Genomic DNA, 21,987 nt, shown 5'->3' on the forward strand with positions numbered 1-21,987 from the left:
ATGGGAGGGATATAACCTCCTATTTTTTATTAACTATGCTACGAACTCGTACTTCATCCAATTTTTTCCGAAGTTCAGTTTCTAAATTAAACTCGAAAAAATTGGTTAATTTACATAAATAATTCGTATTTTATAACAAAATTATACAAAATAGAGTGGAGTTTTGTTTTGATTTTTCTGAAAAAATATTATAATTGTATATGAAATAAAGAGGAATGTAGGAGGAAATTATGCAAAACGTTATATTAAAGGGGAACAAAGTTACAATTCGTACAATAGAAGAATCAGATATAAAAGAATTATGGAGTATTGTATATAAGGAAGAACATCCAGAGTGGAAAAGATGGGATGCACCGTATTTTCCGTTCTCAATGCAAGAATATTCGTCCTATAAAGAGAAGATGCAAACTCGTTTACAAGAAGAACCGCTATCAAATTTAATAATAGAAAATAACGGTCAAATTATAGGGACAGTCGGATTTTATTGGGAACATAAACCGACGCGTTGGTTAGAAATGGGAATCGTAATTTATGACCCAGCATACTGGAATGGTGGATATGGTACAGAAGCATTAAAACTATATAGAGATTTGCTATTTGAAAATATGGAGATTGGTAGAGTAGGACTTACGACTTGGTCTGGTAATGAACGAATGATGAAAGTAGCGGAGAAAATAGGAATGCGATTAGAAGGTAGAATGCGAAAATGCCGTTATTATAACGGGACATACTATGACTCTATTCGAATGGGAATGATTCGTGAAGAGTGGGAAGCGCTATGTGTAACGAAGGGGTGAGGAAGCATGTACGCAATTATTGCTACATTGGATAGTGTGTTTACTAATAAAATTAAAGAATTGCAAAATGAATTAACAAATATAATTGGAATAAATCAACTAGCTGGAGTAGAACCACATATTACATTGGCTGATTATAATGAGTTAGATGTTAATTTATATACGAAGAAATTAGAGGAGTTTGTAGTTTTTCAAGAGAACATCTCCGCTGTAACTTTTCCTTCAGTTGGAACTTTTCCTACTAACGGAACGATCTTTCTAGCACCAACCATTACTGATGAATTATTAAGACTTCATCATTCTTATCATGATTATTTCAAAACTTTTCATGATAATTCGAATTCATATTACGTGCCAGGAAAATGGGTTCCGCATTGCACGATTTCTAATGGGTTAAATTCAAATCAATTTTTAAGTGTAATGGAATATATATGTGGAAAATTTGATGTTACAATAGCTTCGATTGAGAAGTTAAAATTAATTAAGGTAAATTATGAAAATGGTTTTGCCATTTCTTCTAGTATATTAGCAGAATATAATTTAATGAGAATGGAGACATCGAGATGACATATGTAATTAGAGAAATGAAGCAAGAAGATATTCATGCTGTACAAAACGTAGCAAAAATAGCTTGGCATGATACTTACGAAGGAATTATTCCGAGAGAGATTCAAGATAGTTTTTTAGAGGAAGCATATTCTGATGAAAAAATGAAATATCGTCTTAAAAATACACATTTATTCGTTGCAGAAGAAGAGGGAGAAGTAATTGGATTTGCGAATTTTTCACCTGTTAGACTGCAAAATGAAGCAGAATTAGGTGCGATTTATTTGTTACCAGATCAGCAAGGAAAAGGGATAGGAAGTGCTTTATTACAAAAAGGAATTTCAGCATTAAACGGAATTCGAAAAATGTACATTCATGTAGAAGCAGCAAACGAAAAAGGAAAGCGCTTTTATGAAGCGAAGGGTTTTGCCGAATTAGAGCAATTTGAAGAAGATTTTGAAGGACATTTGATGCAGACAATAAGGATGGTTTTATACATATAGGGAGGAGCAGGAATGAAAATATTTGACTTTAGCGAAAAAATGGGAAAGCACATATCAGTATTTCAATCTAATTTCATAATGTCGAAAATATTAAACCATCAAGGGAATATACATATCGGCGCTATGCATTTACAAGAGAATGGAATCATCGGATATCATGAAGCAGTTGTGTCGCAGCTGCTTCTTATTGTGGATGGTGAAGGATATGTATGCGGGGCAAATAAAGAAAAAGTGAAGATAGAAGCTGGACAAGCTGTGTTTTGGGAGAAGGGTGAGTTACATGAAACAAGTACGGAAAAAGGATTGATAGCAATTGTAATTGAGTCAGACGGTCTTGAAAATGGTATTTCAATGATGATTAGAGGGCAGGAGGGAGAAAGGAATGATTACAAAAGCGAATGAGAAAGAAACGGAAAAAATATTACATTATGCAGCTCAATCACTTTTCGAAGGAACGAGAGGGAATTGTCAGTTAAGTAAAGAAAAAGCGATTGAAATTACAAAGCCAATAATAGAAAAAGAGGCATATTATTTAGTCATTAAAGAAGAAAATAAAGTAATGGGATGGATATTAATAGGGGAAAATACAGACTATTTTTCTCGTGAAAAACTTGGATTTATATATGAGCTGTATGTGTTTTCAGAATATCGCGGGAGAGGATTATCGCGAGAATTGATGGAGGCTGGCATTAAGGAATTGAAGGAGAAGTATTCCGAAATTCGTTTGAACGTATTTGCTGGAAATTTTGCAAAAGAGATGTACGAAGAATTTGGGTTCATTGAAAGACAAGTAATTATGACTTTGAAGTGAGAAAATATTTCAAGCTGGAATAGCAAAATATAAAATAAAAGAAGCCGATGAATAAATCGGCTTTTTAACGATACATCGTCCACATCCCAATATCTTTAAACCCTAAAAGTTTATATATTCGTCCAGCAGCTGGATTGTTATAAAATAAGCAAAGCGTTCGGCCTTCTTTCGTAAAGTCTTGGATCATTTTCTGTAATATGAGCGAAGCATATCCATTCCCGCGATAATTTGGGTGTGTACATACACCAACTATCATAGCGGATAGTGAATTTTCAGCGGAAGTAGAAGCAGATGCGATAATAGCACCGTCTTTTTCAATATAATATGTACGTCCTGTATTTGTTTCGATAGCTTGCCTTAAAATTTTTTCTGATTCATTAGCAGTCGGGAATTCAGCGATGTTACTTCGTAATTTCATAATTCGTTCTATATCATCGAGTGAGGCAAGTTTAATTGTTTCATGAATTGGTGTGCTAGGTAAGTTGCTGTCATTTAGACATTCGCAAAAATACATTTCATTTTTGGCGCCTAGTTGTACACTTGGAGCAGTTTAAAATCTTTCTACAATAGTTGACTTGCCAGAGAGTTTAAGCGGCTTATATGCGGAAAGAAGTGCCTCATAGTCAGTAACCACAAACTCTTCTTTACTATACGGTATAAATGTATCGTGAAAGCGAAGTAAAATCGATTTTAATGTTCCATTCTCTTTATATACGCCCCATAATTCTTGAAAGTCTGTTTCGTAACCGAAAGCTTCAATATCTCCAATAATAAACAGGTTAAGGGCTGCTTCTTCTTTTAGAAAAGAGAATACTTGTTTATGGTCTTTCTTTGTTAATTTTTTGGATCATAACGAATCGACCTCTTTTTTTATTTTTCTAAATATTACAACTTAAGTTTTTTGAAATCAATATAAAATTTTATGTTTAGTTCACCAACTTTCGGAAAAACTAGGAAAGATATGACAAAGGAGGTTATGAACGGTGGATCATCCAATTCAAGGGTTAATGAAAGCGGCAATGGAAAATTTAAAAGAAATGGTCGATGTAAATACGATTGTTGGAGAGCCTGTTCAAACGGCTGACGGTGGTGTAGTGTTAACGGTTTCTAAAGTAGCGTTCGGTTTTGGAGCAGGAGGTTCTGATTTCCAAACGAATGATGGACAAAGAGCGAACGGTAACCCTGCATTTGGTGGCGGTAGCGCGGGTGGTGTTTCTATTACACCAGTAGCATTTCTAGTCGTGAATAAAGACGGGGTAAATATTCTTCATTTACAAAATGCGACACATTTAGCAGAAAAAATAATTGAATTAGCTCCACAAACAATTGATAAAATTCAATCGATGTTCCAAACAGATGAAAAGAAAGAGGGAAATCATCACCCTCAAAACCCAGATGAAATCCTTTAAAAACGCCTGCTCATAAGCAGGCGTTTTTTCTTGTAATCAGTATGTAATAAAACACATGAAATTGTAAATAGTTTTTGAAGTTTTTTCTATGTTTCTAAAATTTTTCATGTTAAAATATGCTATAGAATTGAAACATATAAAACGAAGGTGGCTAGGTGCTTTGTCTGGAGGATCTGACCAAGTAAACAATATGATATATATTAATGGTAATCGTCGGGGTCATTGTTTTATTACATCTGGAATTACGTTTAAAGAGTTTGCAAGTAACATCCCTTCACCGCTTCATCAAGTATTGCTTTTAAAGCATAATTTTGAGTGGACAGATTTTCATTATCATACTTTATTTGAATATGTTGAGGAAGAAAACATACATAAACTCATTCAAGCAGAGATTGATGAATTTGATGAATTTTGTTGGGTAGATTTCGATGATGCAAGCGATTTAGATGAGTTAGAGCCAAAAGAAATTGCAGAATTATTATATTTGGCTCACAAAAAAGAACCACTTGGAAGAACGTTCTTCCCATTGTTGAAGAATAGATTCGTTTATTTTTCACATGATGACGGTTGGTACAACAAAGTGTATTACCGTAGAATCGGTGATTTTGTAGGAATGCTGAGTAAAGTGATTCCATATAAACTCGGTTCGTTTGGAAAGAAACGTTTTACTTTCTTCCAAAAATCAAAAATTTTCCCAGCAATTTCAAAGGAAGTTATCCTTGGGCTTATGCCGTTAATGGAAGATGGATTATACATTGATTTAGCGGGGAAAATTGAGTCGAGAAGAGGTCTTGAAATTCCGGTATATGTAGTAGGATCATTCGAAAGTACGGATGAGGTACTAGATAATATCGATGAATTGAAAGCGGAAGCAACAGAAACGGGTTGGCTCATTTTTGATAAGAAAGAACAAGAGTGGCAATGGGTTGTAGACTAAGAAAACTTGGCGCATGAAGTCAAGTTTTCTTGTCTTTTGAAAGGAGAACAAATGAAGAAATATTATACAATTGTGGGTATTGTAAGTATTATTCTCGTGGCAATATTACTTATAACTTGTCCGAAAGAATCAGATTTTAAATTGTATTTAGAGGATAAGTATGCATTGAAATGTGACGAGAGTAGCTTTGAATGCACGCAAAATGTAGATGAAAAAAAAGAGAAATTACAGTTTGAAAGTATTGATGCACGAAATGGTGTTTTCTTTATGACTGTAAAGCAAACGTATAAAACAGAAGCTGGTGTTACGAAAGAATATAGCGGAGTAGGTATATTCGGTACATTTCTTTTTGTTTCAGAGAAGACTTTCTAGTAATAGAAGGTCTTTTTTTTATGCTTATGTTCATATAGATGAAGTAAGACAAGCATAGGAGGGGTATTGATGAAGAAGGGATGTATCGTTTGTGGTGGTGAGGAGTTTTTTTCTTCAACATTATATGCACGTACGAAACAAGATTGGGCATATGCGCCAAACATGTACCGATTTGAAAAGGTGTTTATTGAGCATAGAGATGAAGAAAATTATCCAGTTTTTCAAGAAATTACAGCGAAGCATTGTTGTGGATGCGGTCATATCATGTTGTATCATGAATGAACACACCAAGTATAACTTGGTGTGTTTTTTTTAAAACGCTGACAAAGCAAGCGGATAGAGTAAAGTAAATAAAACAGAAAAACTACCAAAACCAATTGCGGTATATCCAAGTGTTCTCGCTCCAAAATTGACAGCTAATAAGCCAACTAAAATAGCAAGGGAGCCAAGTGTAACAGGATAAAAAGCAATGGAGAATAACGAAAGAAATAATGCGACATAGCCGATCATTGCACCGGTATTTGTACCTTCTATTTCATTTGCAATTTCTTTGCGCTCATGTCTAATCGGAATACCAGCCGGAGATATTTCAGCTGCATACTCTTCGTTTTTTTCACCACTTTTAAAATGATGATTTCTCTTTCTTCGCATGTACATCCCTCTCTTTCAATTGGGTGTATCTATAGTATCTTTCATAAGGAGCAGAACATGAGTATGAGTTAAACCCAAGTAAAGCAAAAATTGGAGAAAATAGATTCCGTTGTTATCCTGTTTATCCCGCTATTTGCCGTGCAGTAAGACCCCCGCCTCAAAATTCGGTTGGAGCAAAGAAGTTAGATGGGAGTCGGGCTGCCAGTGAAAGCCCGATTGCTCAAATAATAATCAGTGGGGGACGAACAAACACTCCCACTGATTAAAGTTTCACTTTATCTCCTTATGAAGATAAACAGGGATTTTGGAACATGATGTAGAATGAAATGAATGATAATACGTGAAGGTAGGGGAATGTATGGCGAAGTTTAATTGGCATGAATCGGCAGAGAAAAAATGGGATAACAATGCAGAGTTTTGGAATCAAAATAGTCAAGAAATGTGGGATAGCGGGAGCAGGAGTACAATCATTCCATTTTTTGAGCAGCACGTGGAAAAGGAAGTACAAGTGTTAGATGTTGGCTGTGGTGATGGGTATGGTACATATAAATTAAGTCTTACTGGCTACAAAGCGGTTGGGGTGGACTTATCGGAAGTTATGATTCAAAAGGGTAAGGAGCGCGGAGAAGACCCAAACTTATCTTTTATAAAAGGTGATCTTTCTTCATTACCATTTGAAAATGAGAAATTTGAAGCAATTATGGCAATTAATTCTTTAGAATGGACCGAGGAGCCGTTGCGAGCATTAAATGAAATAAAGCGTGTTTTAAAGAAAGATGGATACGCATGTATTGCAATTTTAGGACCGACAGCAAAACCGAGAGAAAATAGTTATCCTCGCCTATACGGCAAAGACGTTGTTTGCAATACGATGATGCCTTGGGAATTTGAACAGTTAGCAAAAGAACAAGGATTTGAAGTTGTAGATGGTACCGGCGTATATAAGCGCGGAGTAAATGAGAAGATGTTAGGTCAGCTACCTACAGAGTTACAACAAGCGTTAACATTTTTATGGGTATTTATGTTAAAAAACGTATAACAAAATTGAAGGGTTTTAGGAGGTAAATAAGTGCAGAAAATACAAAAAACTGATACAATATCATCAGAATCAATTAAAGGGGGACTAGGGTATATGACAACTACTACAACAGTTAAATCTGATATTGAAATCGCACAAGAAGCAAGTATGAAGAAGATTCAAGAAATTGCAGCTAATTTAAATATTTTAGAAGAAGAACTAGAGCCATACGGACATTATAAAGGCAAGTTATCTCTTGATATTTTTAAGCGTTTACAAGATGAGAAAGACGGTAAAGTTGTTTTAGTAACAGCGATTAACCCAACTCCAGCAGGAGAAGGTAAATCAACAGTAACAGTTGGTTTAGGTCAAGCTTTTAATAAAATTGGTAAGAAAACAGTAATTGCACTTCGCGAACCATCTCTTGGACCAACAATGGGATTAAAAGGCGGAGCAGCAGGTGGTGGTTATTCTCAAGTAGTACCAATGGAAGATATTAACCTTCACTTTACTGGAGATATTCATGCGATTACAACTGCCAATAACGCATTAGCGGCGTTCATTGATAATCATATCCAACAAGGAAACACACTTGGAATTGATACGCGTAAAATCGTTTGGAAACGCTGTGTTGACTTAAATGATCGTGCCCTTCGTAATGTAGTAATTGGCCTTGGTGGACCGGTTCAAGGTGTACCACGTGAAGATGGTTTTGATATTACAGTAGCATCTGAAATTATGGCCGTATTCTGCCTTGCAACAGATATTCAAGATTTAAAATCACGTCTATCTCGCATTGTTGTCGCTTATAATTTTTCAAATCAACCTGTAACAGTTAAAGATTTAGGAGTAGAAGGAGCGTTAACACTTCTATTAAAAGATGCATTAAAACCGAACTTAGTACAAACATTAGAAAATACACCAGCTATCATTCATGGCGGACCATTTGCGAATATCGCTCACGGTTGTAACAGTGTTATCGCTACGACAATGGCAGCAAAATTAGGTGATTATGTTATTACAGAAGCTGGATTCGGTGCAGATTTAGGTGCCGAGAAGTTTTTAGATATTAAAGCACGTGCAGCTGGTATTAAACCAGAAGCGGTAGTTATTGTTGCGACTATTCGTGCGCTTAAAATGCACGGTGGTGTTGCGAGAGATCAATTAAAAGAAGAAAATGTAGATGCGTTAGCAAAAGGTATGGAGAACTTACAGAAGCATGTTGAAACAATTCAAAGCTTCGGTGTTCCTTTCGTAATTGCCATTAACAAATTCATTACTGATACAGATGCAGAAGTTGCATACTTACAAGAATGGTGCAATGAGCGTGGCTATGCAGTATCCTTAACAGAAGTTTGGGAGAAAGGTGGCCAAGGCGGAGTTGACCTTGCTGAGAAAGTGTTAAAAGAAATTGAAAAAGGTGAAAACAACTACGCACCACTTTATGAATTAGAATTACCATTAGAAGAAAAAATTCGTACAATTGCTCAAAAAGTGTACGGCGCAAAAGATATTGAATTTGCTCCGAAAGCACGTAAGCAATTAGCTCAATATGAGGGAGAAGGTTGGAGTAACCTACCGATTTGTATGGCGAAAACACAATACTCTCTTTCAGATGATGCAACAAAATTAGGTCGCCCATCTGACTTTATCGTTACAATTCGTGAATTAAAACCATCTATCGGTGCAGGGTTTATCGTTGCGTTAACAGGAACAATGTTAACAATGCCAGGCCTTCCAAAACAGCCAGCTGCGCTGCAAATGGATGTAAATGAAGATGGAAAAGCAGTAGGTTTATTCTAAAAGGTTGTAATTCATCTCGTTTATCTGTAAACTATATATACATAAAGTGGCGCCTTTCCATCGAAAGGCGCCTGTTTTTTGGAGGAAATTATGTTTGATCCAACTGCTTTTGAAAATTTAAAGGTAATTGTGGAAGGAGCTGTCTATGATTTCGATTTACACGGTGATATTCTCGTAACGGATCGAAAAGATGTGATGGACCTTGCTTCATTAAGTCGTATGTATAGTATTTCATTTCAACTAACAGAAACATTTAAAACGATGGTAGAGGCGACATTTTCACTATCTGTTGATGCAAAGAATTTATCAGGTGAAATATTAGAAGTACCTCAGTTTATACCAGGTTGTGAAATGAAGCTGGAATTCTCGTTCGAAATGGAGCAACCAGAGATAGGATGCGAAGAAATTGAAACTTTATTGCATTCTATATGGGGAAAAGAGCGAATGATTACGCAAAAAATTTCATACGAATATAATAAGCGAGCGATTTCATATCATAATAAGGTAGAGGTTCTATTTCAAAAATCGATTACAGAAGACCATGTTGATGATTTAATAGCTGTTATTTCACACATGATAGAAACGGTGCGAACAATACAACATTTTCTTCAAAAATAGAGATAAAGGAGAAAAACAAATGATAAAAGATATGCAACCATTTTTACAACAAGCTTGGGAAAAGGCTGGTTTTAAAGAATTTACTGAAATTCAAAAACAAGCGATTCCAACTATTTTAGAAGGACAAGACGTTATTGCTGAATCTCCAACTGGAACAGGAAAAACATTAGCGTACTTATTACCACTTTTACATAAAATTAATCCTGAAGTTAAACAACCTCAAGTTGTAATTTTAGCGCCAACTCGTGAACTTGTTATGCAAATTCATGAAGAGGTTCAAAAGTTTACAGCAGGAACGGATATTTCAGGTGCGTCTTTAATTGGTGGTGCGGATATTAAGCGCCAAGTTGAAAAATTAAAGAAACATCCGAGAGTTATTGTCGGTTCACCAGGACGTATTTTAGAGTTGATTCGCATGAAAAAATTAAAGATGCATGAAGTGAAAACGATTGTATTTGATGAGTTTGATCAAATTGTAAAACAAAAGATGATGGGTGCTGTACTTGATGTAATTAAATCAACGATGCGCGATCGTCAATTAGTGTTCTGCTCGGCGACAATAACAAAAGCTGCAGAAGATGCGGCACGTGATTTGACAGTTGAACCACAATTAGTACGTGTAACACGTTCAGAGGCACAGAGCCTAGTTGAACATACGTATATCGTTTGTGAGCGTCGTGAAAAAAATGATTATATTAGAAGAGTTATGCATATGGGAAATGTAAAAGCAGTTGCCTTCTTAAATGATCCATTCCGTTTAGATGAAATTACTCAAAAACTGAAGTTCCGTAAAATGAAAGCAGCAGCACTTCATGCAGAGGCAAGCAAACAAGAGCGTGAAGTAACGATGCGCGCGTTCCGTAGCGGGAAATTAGAAATATTACTTGCTACTGATATTGCAGCACGTGGATTAGATATCGATGATTTAACACACGTAATCCACTTAGAGTTACCAGACACAGTAGACCAATATATTCACCGCTCAGGACGTACTGGACGTATGGGCAAAGAAGGAACAGTTGTTTCTCTTGTAACAGAACAAGAAGAGCGTAAATTACTTCAATTTGCGAAAAAATTAGGTATCGTGTTTACGAAACAAGAAATGTTCAAAGGAACATTTGTAGAATCGAAACCACCAGCACCAAAGAAAAAGAAACCAGCTTTTACTGGTAAGAAAAAGCCTAGATAAATAGTTGGGAAGACGTAACTATGCCTTCTGGTAAAGTGTTTAACTTTGCTGATAGTAAAGGGAATTACTTTGCAGTAATGGGAAAAAATAAATAATTATATAGTTATGTGAAAATCCCCCTCGTAAATAATGAGGGGGATTAAATATTTGAAGTCAATTTTTTATTAACGAGTTGTTCTATAAAAAATGTTCCTTTTTCAATTGCAGTCTCAATATAACCAACGATTTGATCAAATGAAAACACTTGTAAGTTTTCGTGCAAGTGTTGCTCAGGATATAGCATATCTTCAAAAATATATTGCCGAAAAGCTAAAACATTCTTTCTAGAAATCTCCTCTATATTCACAATGTTAGCCTCTTGATTAAGTAGGGCGAAGAGCTGCTGTTCTTTATCGTAATGATGCAACAATTGTGCGTTCAATAATTTAAAATCGTTATAGTACATAGGTGCGATAGTTTCGTCGTTTTCTATTCTGTTTTTAAGCCAAGGTAGAAAAAAGCCGCTTAGCCAATTATCATCGGCAATGAGGTGGGTATAATAACCTAAAATATAAGGGGAATCCAGATGATCTTCGTATTTATGAATAAATGAATCGTAATCTATTCTTCTCGTATAGTTCTTCGTTGTACCAGCGTAAAAATGTGAAGTTCCTTTTTCTTTTTTTGAATGAACAGCATCAGGAGCTACACCACCAAGTAAGAAAGAAGTTTTATCTTGAATAGAAAGTTTCTCAGCAATACCGCTCGCGATAATGATATGCATAATTCGTGATCCCATGAATAACACCTCTATTTCATGTATTCATTTTAGGGAGCTGTCTGAACGTGTAGTATTACTTTCCCTGTACTTTGTCTACTTTCGACCCATTCATGTGCTTTCCCTGCATCTTGAAGGGGAAAAGATTTCGTAGCCTTAATTTGTAAACTTCCATCGCGTAAATAACGGAAAACTTCATTCGCAGTTTCTTGAAGCAATTCAGGACGTTTTTTCCGTGTAGTGCCAAAGCTGAAACCGAGTATAGAACGGCAACTTGCGTGTAAATCTTTCGTTTGAAAACTACCAACTTCTCCGTTAGCATTGCCGAAATGGACGAGGCGACCGTAATAAGCAAGGCAGTTTAAACTTCTTTCAGAAACAGTTCCAGAAATAGAATCTAAAACAATATTAACGCCTTCTCCGTGTGTAAGCTGATTTACCCTCTCTACAAAATCTTCATCTTGATGACAAATAACATAATCAGCGCCAGCATCTAAAGCAATTTTTCTTTTTGCTTCACTTCCGACAGTCCCGATTACTTTTTTAGCCCCTAATAATTTTGCGAGTTGAATCGCGGTAGTACCAATTCCTCCAGCAGCTGCATGAATTAGAACAGATTCACCTTGTTGAATCCTTGCAACATTTGCAAGTAAATTGTAGCTTGTAAAAGATACGATAGGGCAAGCGGCTGCAGTTTGGAAATCAACTTCATCAGGTAATACAAAAGTAAGATTTTCGTTCGCGACAACATATTCAGAGTATGAACCATTTTGAGGAAAAGCAATGACTCGTTGGCCAGGATAAATGTTTTTTACATGAGAACCTACGCGTTCTACAATACCAGCTGCATCTATCCCTGGGATAAAAGGTAAGGCTTTGTTTCCTTTTTTGCCATAACGTGATTTAATATCGGCAAAATTAACACTAGTAGCGACAACGCGTATTAACACTTGATTGTCTGAAATAGCCGGCATCTCCACATCTGTATATTTCATCACTTCAGGACCACCGAACGACGTTACAACGATAGCTTTCATATACATCCTCCTAAATTTGACTATATATATTATTTTAAATCTTCATTAGGAATTGGAAAATTATATAATTGTTATGCAGGGTTATAAGTGAAGCTTATGAAGTTATTGCATCATTATATTAATTTATTTGAAAAATCTTTGAAAGAAATCGAACGAAATATCGTTTGCTTGCCAATATATAGTGTAAGACAAAGGAGGGATGGTACATGAAAGATGAAACAGTGTATACAGATTTAATCCAATTAACTTTATCAGGCAATAAAGAAGCGTATAGCGAATTGTATGATAAAACGATTCAAGAAGTATATAAGACAGCACATTTTTTAATAGAGGATAAAGCAGATATAGATGATGTCGTTCAGGAAATATACATACAGCTATATGAATCGCTTCGTAAATATGATAGTGAGAAGCCATTTCGTCCATGGTTAATTGGACTTGCGATTAAACAAATTCATTCTTATAGAAGAAAGAGGTGGATGCGACTGCGAATTGTAAAAAAAGCAGAAGAGCAAAGAAAACCAGTAGAAATTGATTTTTCTAGCGATGTTGTAAGTAAAATATCAAACCAAAAATTAATTGAACTCATTCATAAATTACCATATAAATTGAAACAAGTTATTATCTTAAGATACTTACATGATTACTCACAAGAAGAAGTAGCACAAATATTACATATTCCAATCGGTACCGTGAAATCTAGAATTCATGCGGCCTTAAAGAAACTACGTCAAAAAGAGCAAGTAGAAGAAATCTTTTTAGGAGAGGTAGGGAATGTAAAATGAGTTTAGATTGTAGAGTTAGAGAATCTATACAAGAAGAAGCGAAGGGGATTATTGCCCCGCCGGAGTTAAAAGAAAAAGTAATTGTTCAAATAAAAATGAAGAGCGGGGGAAGTAAAAGGAAGAAGCGCCTTATCGCAGGAGTGCTTGCAGCCGCATTTTTAATCCCAACGACTGGTTTTGCTTACCAATCTATTATGGCGGATGGTATATACGGATCTTTTGAGAACTTAAAAAAACATGCCGGAGCTATAACATTAGAAGGATACATGCGTTTTAATGCAAAGTTATCACAAGCGAAAGACGAAATGGGTGCGAAGGAATATGAAGAGTTTACAAAAGAACTAAAGAAATTAACGAATGCAAAGCTTGAGTACGGGGATGCGAACGGTAATATTGATTATGATCAATTATCACCAGCTAAAAAAGAGGAAATGAAAAAGGTAGAAATGGAACTTCAGCCGTATTTTGATAAATTAAATGGCCATAAATCTAGTAAAGAAGTATTAACTTCAGAAGAGTATGAACAATATATGGAAGCGTTAATGTCATATCAAACTGTATTAGTAAAAGCGAAATCGAGTGGTGGGATAACAGTAGAAGAAGTACCTGAAGCTTATAAAGAAAGATTTATTAAAGCAGAACAGTTTATGGAGTATGTAGATGAAAAGGTGAGCTTTTCTTATTGAAACGTAAATATATTAACCACCTATTCCTTTTGCTAGCAATAAGAAATATACAAATATTAGTATGACTCCATTTAATGCCGTACCAACTATTTTAAATAGCCAATCCTTTGATGCGATTGCAAAAATAATGCCGAGTAATGAAAGTATACTTAGAATCACAATAATTAACGTTAAATTCGCATTAGGTCCTCTTAAAATAAAGAAAGAACATATACTTGTGATAAACGTTAGAAACGAGAAAGTCCCTAATTTCATAATAAGTCTCCCTTGTTTGAAATGTATTTTGATTTAGTGCGCGACTTTCTTTAGTTTAACATAAATTTCCTATTACCAATTAAATATATGAACAATAAAAAACGAGTATAAAATCTATGCGATTTCATACTCGTTTTGTTATTACTTAAATTTCCTTACCACATGTATAGCAACTCTTACTAGGAGTATTGCACTTATAAATAACCCAGCATAACCAACGGCACTTAAAAATTGAACATTAGGTTCTTTTGCATACAAGTCAGGGGCAGAATTACCTTGACTTGCTTAATAAAGTGAAAGTGGGAAATCACTTAGTTATATTCCTTACTATTCTCCTTGTCTTTTTGTATCAAACAATCTAAAAGTGAGTAACCAGCTATTAAACTAATAATGGTAATGAAAGTTGTATTCACAAGAATAATATTAGTTAAATAAGGTAGGTATTTACCAACTGGTGAAAAGAGTAGAGCTGGAGAAAAGGCAATGAATAGTGTTGGCAACGTAATAGCGATAAACTTATCCGGCTGAAAGTTCCAGTTTTGTTTACTCGTTTCGCGATTAATTGATTGTAGGAATCGTAATAAAATGCCGACCAAAAGAGGGAAGAGTGTAAAGTAGAATAATCTTGGATAGACGTTAAAGTTCACTTGCGCGTCTGTATCTAAATAAAATTGAATTTTAACACCTACAACTAATAATAAGATGATAAATAATGTAAAGCAGAGGTATAGTATCACTTTTTGCATTCCATTCCACCATCCTTTATTAAAAAATATATTCAAGGAGCGAAGATATATACGATAATGGCGTTGTATATATCTTCGTTTTCTATTAGTTAATTGTGGATTTTGTTTGCTTCGTTAAGTAATCAATAATTCCCATCGCGCTAATTTCTAAATCAAGATGTAAAATGTTATAAACAGAATGATTGGATGGAACATTTAGCTTTGTAAGATGAGTGGAGACTTTCTCCAGTAGTAAAGATTGTAATGCCTTAGTAGCCTCATCAAAATCAGTATGTTTTTGAAAAATTTTATTTCCAGTATTAACGAAAATAGGTAACCAATGTTCAAGTTGGTTATATACTTCTGTAACATTGGATGATGCGCCGTAATGACCGAAATAAATAGTATCTACATTCATACTTTGAATATGATTTTTAGAAGCAATCATCGCATCTGGCTGGAATTGTGAAGGAGACGTTGATGGTAGATATAGTTCTACATCAAGGTCTGCGAGTTCTCTATAATAAATTCCTATTGTATCACCAGTAAAAATGCCGTTTGTTAATGAATCGTGAATGCTAATATGGTGCTTCGCATGTCCCGGTGTATCATAAAATGTGAGTGTACGGTCTTCTGCAATTTTTAATGTATCACCATTTTGTACAATATGAACACGTTCTTCTTCAATTGGAAGAATTGGATCAAAAAGTTTATCAAAATCTTCTTTGTACACAGCTTTTGCGCCAAGAATTAGTTTTGTTGGATCAATCATATGACGAGCCCCGCGCGGATGCACAAATAGAGTAGCATTTGGGCACTTTTCCATCATTAACCCTGCTGCGCCTGCGTGATCTAAATGAACATGTGTAACGATAATGTTTTTTACATCATTTAAATTAATATGTAATTGCTGTAAGCCGTCTAAAATATAGGGAAGAGAAGGGGCCGCACAAGTTTCAATTAAAGTAATATCGTCACCTAATAAAACGTATGTACCTGTGCGTTCATCATGTTGTAAGTCATAATCATCAATAAGATATAGATGAGAAGATAGTTGTTCTACTTTTTTCATACTTACCACTCCTTATATACGGTATGTATCTATTATACGCTAAAAACAGAAAAAGACAGAAAACGAAAGCTCGTCTTCTGCCCTTTTGTAATGTAGTTATCCCGCATTAACGGGCAGTAAGCCCCACCTCAAAATGCAGCGAAAGCAAAGAAGTTAGGTGGGGATCAACTGCCCGTAAAAGCCCGATTGGTTCAACTAATAATCAGTGGGGGATGAAGAAAAGCCCCACTGATTAAAGTTTCACTTTATCTCGTTTGTTCTTTATTGATAGACATAACGAACAGTCCAACAATGCCACCAACGATCGGAAGCATAATTTCTCCTGCTAAATTAAAGTAGGAGCTTAAAAATAAACCATTTACATCGATTACCCAGCCAATAACATACAATAACATCATATATAGTACGAAATAAAACTCGCGATTTGAAATCGTTTCATGTTGTGCAGTTTTCATAATGAACACCATCCTTTTCTATTATAATGGAAATATAAACTGTCACATTTTGTTCACAAATTAATTGTAAAACTTTCCATCATAAAAGTCTAGTATATCGTGTCGAATTTTCGAACGAAAATAAAGCGCTATCATTACGGTATGTGAATACGTAATAAGAGCTGTATATTCACGAATGTAGTATAGTATAAACATAGAATGATAGTGAAGAGAGGGGTATGAACAATGACAGTTTATGATTTTTCAGCTAAAACAATAACAGGAGAAGAAAAATCGTTAAAAGATTACGAAGGAAAAGCACTTCTTATTGTAAATGTAGCTAGTAAATGTGGATTTACACCACAATATAAAGGGTTACAGGAAGTATATGATAAATATAAAGACCAAGGACTAGAAATACTCGGTTTCCCTTGTAATCAATTTGGGGGACAAGAACCAGGCACAGAAGCTGATATTACTAGTTTTTGTGAATTGAACTACGGTGTGAACTTCCCAATGTTTGCAAAGATTGATGTAAAAGGTGACAAGGCTCATCCTCTCTATACATACATGACAGAACAAGCGCCAGGTTTACTCGGTATGAAAGCAGTGAAATGGAACTTTACTAAGTTTCTAATTGGAAAAGACGGGAAAATAGTAGGGCGTTTTGCACCGCAGACGAAGCCGGTGGATTTAGAGGTTGAGATTGAGAAGGTACTTGGGGAATAATTAGGAGTTTCACTTTATTAACAAACGCCTCAAAGAACAATGTAGTTCTTTGAGGTGTTTTCTTTAAACTCACATTATCAAGATTAAATCACTCTATCGTAGTCGTTTGATTTAGGCAGAGAAGCTGCTTTTTTCATAAGCACTTCCCATAAGTGTACGGATGTCTTCCATTCGGCTGCGGCCTGTTCCTTTTGATACATAGCGTTCTCATAACTGAAAGTAAGTTGTTGCATATCGGCCGAATTGTAAAGTGTATCGATGTGGAGAGCGTATTCTCGGAATGTTTGACTTTCACCCCGTGGTATGCCAATTCTCGCAAATTGTTTTAAAAGTGCACCGTAAGCTTTTTGATAAACAGCATCATCTTTTCGGTATTTATAGAAAAGAATAATAAAAAATGTAATCCATTTCATTCTAGTGGTGAAGAGAATGTATCCGATGATACTAATCGGTATCGTAGAGAGGAATACGTACCACCAAGAAAAATCATTTTTAGAATTTGTGATCTTTTTAGTAGAGGCTTCTTCTGTATTTTCTATTAAACTTTTGAGCTTTGCTTCATTGTTCCGTTGGTGTATTGGCTCGTTATTAGAATTATTTACTTCGTTATTTTGTGAAGTAGAAGCAGGAGTATTATTTGTAAAATTATAGGGATTAGTAAATCCTTTTGTTGGTTCGAATGGAATCCATCCGTATCCTGGGAAATATACTTCGACCCAAGAGTGTGCGTTATCGTTCGCGATTTTATAAACATCCTCACCTTCTGCAGAGGCAAGTGTATTATCAAGAGTTCCTTCTGTATAACCTTTTACCCAGCGAGCAGGAATCCCAGCAGAACGAAGTAACACAATCATAGACGTCGAGAAATTATTACAGTAGCCGCTTTTTGTATCGAAAAGGAATTGATCTACATAATCTTGGTTTTTGGAAGGGAACAACACATTCATTGTTTCATATACAAAAGAATGGTCGGTAAAGTAGTTTTCAATAGCTAATACTTTATCATATCGGTTGTCTTTATCATTTGTTAGATTTACAGCTAAGTCTTTTACTCGCTGTGGTAATGATTCGGGAAGTTGCGTGTACTTTGTCATGAAATAAGGATTTGATTCTTGACCTTCATTTGTTTTTACAGCTTTCAAGTTTTCTATGGAAAACTCTGGGACCCCATATGTTACTTTATATGAATTTAAAATAGTAGAAGAATCTCCGTCCATCGTATAGATTTTTTCTGAAAAGGGGTCAACGCTGTATGATACATTAGAAGAAGCCTCAACTGATATTAATCCTGCTGGATAGGTAAGGTGTGGATAACTTTTTTTCATGGTGATTGTCGCCTCAGTGGCCTCCGTTTTTGTATTTTGTTCGTACCAGCTCACGACGTCGTTTTTATTTTTAAAAGAAATCTTTTTTTGATTTTCAGAAACTTCCCAGCCTTTTCCTGTATAAAAATCTTTCGTTTCGACTCTCCAATATTGTTTGTTTTGCGTTTGTGCTGTGAAAACAATTGTAGGATCTGCCTTAAAAGGACCGCCTAATCGCGAGTCATCTAAACCATATCCAATTTTAGAAACTTCTTGTTTTTTACTTGCTTCGGATGTGTTGAATTTTAAAAAATCCATTGGGTTTGGCCATTGAGGGCCAAATTTTGGAGCAAAGTATGCGATAGTTGCTGACAATACAATAAATATTGTAAGAGGTCTAAGTAATTTTGAGATTTCTCTAGCAAAATTTTGTAAGTGTTCCATCTCTCTTATTCGTTCTATGCGAAGAAGACTAAGCATAAAAAAGCCGATGACAATAGTACGAATAATAGCGTAGTTTGCATTGTATAAATGTAAGTTATGAAAAATGGTGATATAAATAATAGTCAATATAAGAAATAACAACCCACGTTTTTTATGAATCATCCAAAAAGAGATGAAAGCACTCAAAAACCAAAAGGATAAAAAAATAAAAGTGTTGGAAAAACGGGAGAAATATCTAGCAAATTCCCCTGGAAAAACAGAGAGGAATTTCGAGAAATATCAGCAAAAAATTTCGTTAGCCAAGATGGATTTATAAAAGCATTTTTATAATACAGGAAATGAATGATGAATAAGATCGTGACGATCTTTATTGGAATCTGCCACCTTGTTTGAAAAAAGAGAGAGTGAAGCAAATTCCTATAAATATTACAAAAATATCTAATCTACCTACGTTTGTAATACCTATAAGGGGTCTTAGCCATTCTAGTAAAAGTAGAAATGCACATACATGCATGAAGAATCTGCTCATATCCCATTTGTATTTTGTTCGTAATGTTATCATTTGCTCACCTCAAAAAACACGTTTGTATACCGGTTCCCATAAACCACATTTACAAATATTTTTCGTTTTTGTAGAGTTTCTAGAATACTTAGTTCTCGATGTGAGAGTTGATTTGCTTTTTCTTTCACGACAAACACCATTAATTTTCTGTTTTTTATAGCAGCAAAGTCAGCCGCCTTTTGAATATCGGGAGAAAGATCGCTTGTTACGAGTATAATCGTTACGGGCTCATAAATTTTTCTTAATTCCATTTCTACACTCCGGGAGAGCCGGAATACACTGTCTGCTTGTACTTTCGCTAGATGACAAAAGATTTGTTGTAACTGCGTATCACCATTGTCTAAAGGGAAAAAAGTTCGTTCTTTTCCGACAGACACGAATGACGCTGGTGAATTTTGCTTCAAGACAGCCCTTACAATAGAGGCGGAAAATGTTACGACTGATTCGAATAGAGGGGACTCAGTTCTGTCCATAAATATCATGATATTATGGCTGCGCTGTTGTTCAAACTCTTTCGTCATAATATTGTTTGTTCGGGCAGTTGCTTTCCAATCAATCCATGAAAAGCGGTCACCAGGTTTATAGTCTCTGACACCGACAGAGATTGTAGAGTCTTTTGCTAAATTTATATTTGCTGAAAGCGCTCCTTGTTCGAAATGATTTTCCAATTGTCGATATGTTATATCTACGTACTGGGGATAGACTAAAAATGTATCTAGAACTGAAAAAGTTACTTCTTTCTCCATCATACCGAATAGATCACCAGTTTTGACACGTACGCTTGAAAAAGTGTGCTCTCCTCTAGGGATTGTGTCAATTGCATATTGAAATGAAATATTTCGTTTCAATCCTGGAAAGAGTATTACCTTATTCACCTTCGTTTGTCTACAATTTGTAAATTGTGATGGCAGTTCATCTTCTATAATTAAATAAAGTAAGGGAAAAGGAAATCTTCTTTTTATTGTAATGGTGCTTAAAAATTGTTCTCCTGCTGCATATTCATTTTGGTTTGTTATTCGTTTTACTTCAGCGTCTCGTAAAGCGTAGAAGGGAAGTAATAGTGAATAAAGACCAATAGGAATCGTACTGTAAAACAAAAACCAACTTACAAATCCTCCTTGAAGCATAGCGTACACAAATGTTAAGACTAGGCATAAAGGGATTAGCAATAACTTCGTAACGTGATATAGTGCTCGTAGTAGTCGTTTCATCAAAGGTTATTCGTCCTTTGAGTCGGCACGGTAGTTCGTGCAACGATTTTGGCGATAACTTGTTCTCCTGTTATTCCTTCAAATCTTGCTTCCATTTTTAGAATGAGTCTGTGAGCTAAAACGTAAGGAGCTAAAAATTTAACATCGTCTGGAATAACATAATTTCTGCCATGGATGAATGCATAAGCTTGTGAAGCTTTCATTAAAGCGATTGAGCCGCGTGGACTTGCACCTAGCTGTATAGAACTATAAGAACGCGTCTGAGTAACAAGTTTTACAATGTAATGCTTGATTGCTTTGTCCATGCTTACTTCCCGTACGCTTTGTTGTAAATAAAGTAATTCTTTTATTATAGTAATAGCTTGTAAATGAGAGAGTGGATTTGTTTTTTCCATCCGGTTTAAAATTTCAAATTCTTCTTCTGGTGTAGGATATCCCATTCTTAGCTTCAACAAGAAACGATCGAGCTGAGCCTCTGGTAAAGGATATGTTCCCTCATATTCGACCGGATTTTGTGTAGCCATTACAAAGAAAGGTTTTGGTAACGATCTTGTAATGCCATCTATTGTGATAGTGCCTTCTTCCATACTTTCAAGTAAGGCAGATTGTGTCTTTGGAGATGTACGATTAATTTCATCAGCAAGTACAAAATTCCCCATAATCGGTCCAGGCTTGAACTCAAATTGGAGTTCTTTTGGATTATAAATAGAAACACCTGTTACATCTGACGGCAGTAAATCAGGTGTGAATTGAATACGCTTGTAATCGGCATCAATGGATTTAGAAAGAGCACGTACTAGCATTGTTTTCCCAACGCCAGGAACATCTTCTAATAGTACATGACCTTCAGCTAAGAGAGCTGTCAAAGCTAAGATCGTTTCTTTTCGTTTTCCGACCATTAATTTTTCAATATTTTTGATTATTCTTTCTACTATGGGATGTAATGAATCAAGCTGGGGCATCGTAATCCTCCTAATTTTATTATCTTTTCTAATTCATTTTTATGTTAAAGAAAAGGAGTTCCTTCATTTTAATGCAGTATAATAGTAATCTAAGAGGTAAGTAGGAATGGTTTATATAAGTTCATATTGAGAACTTATATAAATAGGAAAAACTTAAATGTTAAAAAATCATGGTGATATACTTTATAATTTATATGTCCCCAAAGGAAATCCCACTCACAATTTTATGAATATTCAGATTATATATGTAGATAACATCTAGTATAATTGTTTCCGTAATTAAGGGCAATACAGTAAATAATGATTTGTAGTTTTATCCCTCTATTTGCGGGCTGATTAAAGTTTCACTTTATATAAAATATGTCTTGAT

25 protein-coding genes and 3 pseudogenes are annotated in these 21,987 nt (G+C 35.2%); 17 read left to right on the forward strand and 11 right to left on the reverse strand.

Annotated elements, in window-relative coordinates; all coding sequences use genetic code 11:
- Positions 1 to 230 precede the first annotated feature (230 nt).
- From JFT95_RS08430 to JFT95_RS08450, 5 genes are read left to right on the forward strand one after another with little or no spacing between them, the layout of a single operon-like run.
- Positions 231 to 797, forward strand: coding sequence for a GNAT family N-acetyltransferase (locus tag JFT95_RS08430; protein WP_201051968.1), 567 nt, complete (start codon positions 231 to 233; stop codon positions 795 to 797).
- A gap of 6 nt (positions 798 to 803) precedes the next feature.
- The gene (locus JFT95_RS08435) at positions 804 to 1,364 is read left to right on the forward strand and encodes a 2'-5' RNA ligase family protein (protein ID WP_201051970.1); all 561 of its coding nucleotides are present in this window, start codon (positions 804 to 806) and stop codon (positions 1,362 to 1,364) included.
- Positions 1,361 to 1,846, forward strand: coding sequence for a GNAT family N-acetyltransferase (locus JFT95_RS08440; RefSeq protein WP_201051972.1), 486 nt, complete (start codon positions 1,361 to 1,363; stop codon positions 1,844 to 1,846). The genes JFT95_RS08435 and JFT95_RS08440 overlap by 4 nt, the downstream gene beginning before the upstream one ends.
- 12 nt (positions 1,847 to 1,858) lie before the next feature.
- On the forward strand, positions 1,859 to 2,248 hold the full coding sequence (locus JFT95_RS08445) for a cupin domain-containing protein (RefSeq protein ID WP_201051973.1): 390 nt from the start codon (positions 1,859 to 1,861) through the stop codon (positions 2,246 to 2,248).
- Positions 2,229 to 2,657, forward strand: a complete 429-nt coding sequence (locus JFT95_RS08450) for a GNAT family N-acetyltransferase (protein WP_201051974.1) — start codon at positions 2,229 to 2,231, stop codon at positions 2,655 to 2,657. The genes JFT95_RS08445 and JFT95_RS08450 overlap by 20 nt, the downstream gene beginning before the upstream one ends.
- Before the next feature lie 64 nt (positions 2,658 to 2,721).
- Here the strand turns inward: JFT95_RS08450 and JFT95_RS08455 are convergent.
- Positions 2,722 to 3,435, reverse strand: a pseudogene (locus JFT95_RS08455) (GNAT family N-acetyltransferase).
- Positions 3,436 to 3,640: 205 nt separating this feature from the next.
- Here JFT95_RS08455 and ytfJ point away from each other — a divergent pair.
- From ytfJ to JFT95_RS08475, 4 genes are all read left to right on the forward strand, one after another.
- A complete protein-coding gene (gene ytfJ / locus JFT95_RS08460; RefSeq protein ID WP_002127061.1) occupies positions 3,641 to 4,066 on the forward strand; it encodes a GerW family sporulation protein in 426 nt (141 codons plus the stop codon).
- A gap of 160 nt (positions 4,067 to 4,226) precedes the next feature.
- Entirely contained in the window at positions 4,227 to 5,003 is a 777-nt protein-coding gene (locus JFT95_RS08465; RefSeq protein ID WP_002085994.1) for a hypothetical protein, read from the forward strand.
- 51 nt (positions 5,004 to 5,054) lie between these two features.
- Complete coding sequence (locus tag JFT95_RS08470) at positions 5,055 to 5,375, forward strand: hypothetical protein (protein ID WP_002118741.1); 321 nt, start codon at positions 5,055 to 5,057, stop codon at positions 5,373 to 5,375.
- Between the two features lie 69 nt (positions 5,376 to 5,444).
- Positions 5,445 to 5,657: a hypothetical protein gene (locus JFT95_RS08475; protein WP_002012518.1), complete on the forward strand. Its 213-nt coding sequence runs from the start codon at positions 5,445 to 5,447 to the stop codon at positions 5,655 to 5,657.
- Positions 5,658 to 5,687: 30 nt separating this feature from the next.
- Here the strand turns inward: JFT95_RS08475 and JFT95_RS08480 are convergent, their stop codons facing one another.
- The gene (locus JFT95_RS08480; protein ID WP_001253195.1) at positions 5,688 to 6,026 is read right to left on the reverse strand and encodes a hypothetical protein; all 339 of its coding nucleotides are present in this window, start codon (positions 6,024 to 6,026) and stop codon (positions 5,688 to 5,690) included.
- Between the two features lie 358 nt (positions 6,027 to 6,384).
- Between JFT95_RS08480 and JFT95_RS08485 the strand changes: the two genes are divergently transcribed.
- The 5 genes and pseudogenes from JFT95_RS08485 to JFT95_RS08505 form a co-directional block, all read left to right on the forward strand.
- On the forward strand, positions 6,385 to 7,065 hold the full coding sequence (locus tag JFT95_RS08485; protein ID WP_012260801.1) for a class I SAM-dependent methyltransferase: 681 nt from the start codon (positions 6,385 to 6,387) through the stop codon (positions 7,063 to 7,065).
- 93 nt (positions 7,066 to 7,158) lie between these two features.
- Positions 7,159 to 8,847, forward strand: coding sequence for a formate--tetrahydrofolate ligase (locus tag JFT95_RS08490; RefSeq protein WP_002031556.1), 1,689 nt, complete (start codon positions 7,159 to 7,161; stop codon positions 8,845 to 8,847).
- A 90-nt stretch (positions 8,848 to 8,937) separates the two neighbouring features.
- The gene (locus tag JFT95_RS08495; protein WP_061689841.1) at positions 8,938 to 9,465 is read left to right on the forward strand and encodes a hypothetical protein; all 528 of its coding nucleotides are present in this window, start codon (positions 8,938 to 8,940) and stop codon (positions 9,463 to 9,465) included.
- A 19-nt stretch (positions 9,466 to 9,484) separates the two neighbouring features.
- On the forward strand, positions 9,485 to 10,654 hold the full coding sequence (locus tag JFT95_RS08500; RefSeq protein ID WP_002012513.1) for a DEAD/DEAH box helicase: 1,170 nt from the start codon (positions 9,485 to 9,487) through the stop codon (positions 10,652 to 10,654).
- A gap of 8 nt (positions 10,655 to 10,662) precedes the next feature.
- Positions 10,663 to 10,749: pseudogene (locus JFT95_RS08505) on the forward strand (VOC family protein); the annotation flags it as partial.
- A 44-nt stretch (positions 10,750 to 10,793) separates the two neighbouring features.
- Here JFT95_RS08505 and JFT95_RS08510 read toward each other — a convergent pair.
- Positions 10,794 to 11,432, reverse strand: coding sequence for a zinc dependent phospholipase C family protein (locus JFT95_RS08510; protein WP_002135913.1), 639 nt, complete (start codon positions 11,430 to 11,432; stop codon positions 10,794 to 10,796).
- 29 nt (positions 11,433 to 11,461) lie between these two features.
- Entirely contained in the window at positions 11,462 to 12,448 is a 987-nt protein-coding gene (locus JFT95_RS08515) for a quinone oxidoreductase family protein (RefSeq protein WP_088039269.1), read from the reverse strand.
- Between the two features lie 206 nt (positions 12,449 to 12,654).
- On the opposite strand from JFT95_RS08515, the gene JFT95_RS08520 reads away from it, so the two are divergent.
- On the forward strand, positions 12,655 to 13,233 hold the full coding sequence (locus JFT95_RS08520) for a sigma-70 family RNA polymerase sigma factor (protein WP_002031567.1): 579 nt from the start codon (positions 12,655 to 12,657) through the stop codon (positions 13,231 to 13,233).
- Positions 13,230 to 13,919: a DUF3600 domain-containing protein gene (locus JFT95_RS08525; RefSeq protein WP_201051975.1), complete on the forward strand. Its 690-nt coding sequence runs from the start codon at positions 13,230 to 13,232 to the stop codon at positions 13,917 to 13,919. Before JFT95_RS08520 ends, JFT95_RS08525 begins: the two co-directional genes overlap by 4 nt.
- A gap of 12 nt (positions 13,920 to 13,931) precedes the next feature.
- Here the strand turns inward: JFT95_RS08525 and JFT95_RS08530 are convergent, their stop codons facing one another.
- The 4 genes from JFT95_RS08530 to JFT95_RS08545 form a co-directional block, all read right to left on the reverse strand.
- Positions 13,932 to 14,174, reverse strand: coding sequence for a hypothetical protein (locus JFT95_RS08530; protein ID WP_088039270.1), 243 nt, complete (start codon positions 14,172 to 14,174; stop codon positions 13,932 to 13,934).
- A 311-nt stretch (positions 14,175 to 14,485) separates the two neighbouring features.
- Positions 14,486 to 14,920: a hypothetical protein gene (locus tag JFT95_RS08535; RefSeq protein WP_002135918.1), complete on the reverse strand. Its 435-nt coding sequence runs from the start codon at positions 14,918 to 14,920 to the stop codon at positions 14,486 to 14,488.
- A gap of 85 nt (positions 14,921 to 15,005) precedes the next feature.
- The gene (locus JFT95_RS08540) at positions 15,006 to 15,971 is read right to left on the reverse strand and encodes an MBL fold metallo-hydrolase (RefSeq protein ID WP_002135919.1); all 966 of its coding nucleotides are present in this window, start codon (positions 15,969 to 15,971) and stop codon (positions 15,006 to 15,008) included.
- Positions 15,972 to 16,216: 245 nt separating this feature from the next.
- Positions 16,217 to 16,426, reverse strand: coding sequence for a DUF3925 family protein (locus tag JFT95_RS08545; protein ID WP_000844974.1), 210 nt, complete (start codon positions 16,424 to 16,426; stop codon positions 16,217 to 16,219).
- 225 nt (positions 16,427 to 16,651) lie between these two features.
- On the opposite strand from JFT95_RS08545, the gene bsaA reads away from it, so the two are divergent.
- Positions 16,652 to 17,134 (forward strand): glutathione peroxidase, encoded by a 483-nt coding sequence (gene bsaA / locus JFT95_RS08550; RefSeq protein WP_002065095.1) that lies wholly within the window; start codon positions 16,652 to 16,654, stop codon positions 17,132 to 17,134.
- Between the two features lie 83 nt (positions 17,135 to 17,217).
- On the opposite strand, the pseudogene JFT95_RS08555 reads toward bsaA, so the two are convergent.
- The 3 genes and pseudogenes from JFT95_RS08555 to JFT95_RS08565 all read right to left on the reverse strand — a co-directional run bounded on the left by JFT95_RS08555 (position 17,218) and on the right by JFT95_RS08565 (position 21,617).
- Positions 17,218 to 19,444 (reverse strand): annotated as a pseudogene (locus JFT95_RS08555) (transglutaminase TgpA family protein).
- Complete coding sequence (locus JFT95_RS08560; RefSeq protein WP_201053607.1) at positions 19,441 to 20,655, reverse strand: DUF58 domain-containing protein; 1,215 nt, start codon at positions 20,653 to 20,655, stop codon at positions 19,441 to 19,443. Before JFT95_RS08560 ends, JFT95_RS08555 begins: the two are co-directional and overlap by 4 nt.
- Positions 20,655 to 21,617: an AAA family ATPase gene (locus JFT95_RS08565; RefSeq protein WP_201051976.1), complete on the reverse strand. Its 963-nt coding sequence runs from the start codon at positions 21,615 to 21,617 to the stop codon at positions 20,655 to 20,657. Before JFT95_RS08565 ends, JFT95_RS08560 begins: the two co-directional genes overlap by 1 nt.
- Between the last annotated feature and the right edge of the window lie 370 nt (positions 21,618 to 21,987).

Source organism: Bacillus sp. TH17, assembly GCF_016651125.1.
Classification (GTDB): Bacteria; Bacillota; Bacilli; order Bacillales; family Bacillaceae_G; genus Bacillus_A; species Bacillus_A mycoides.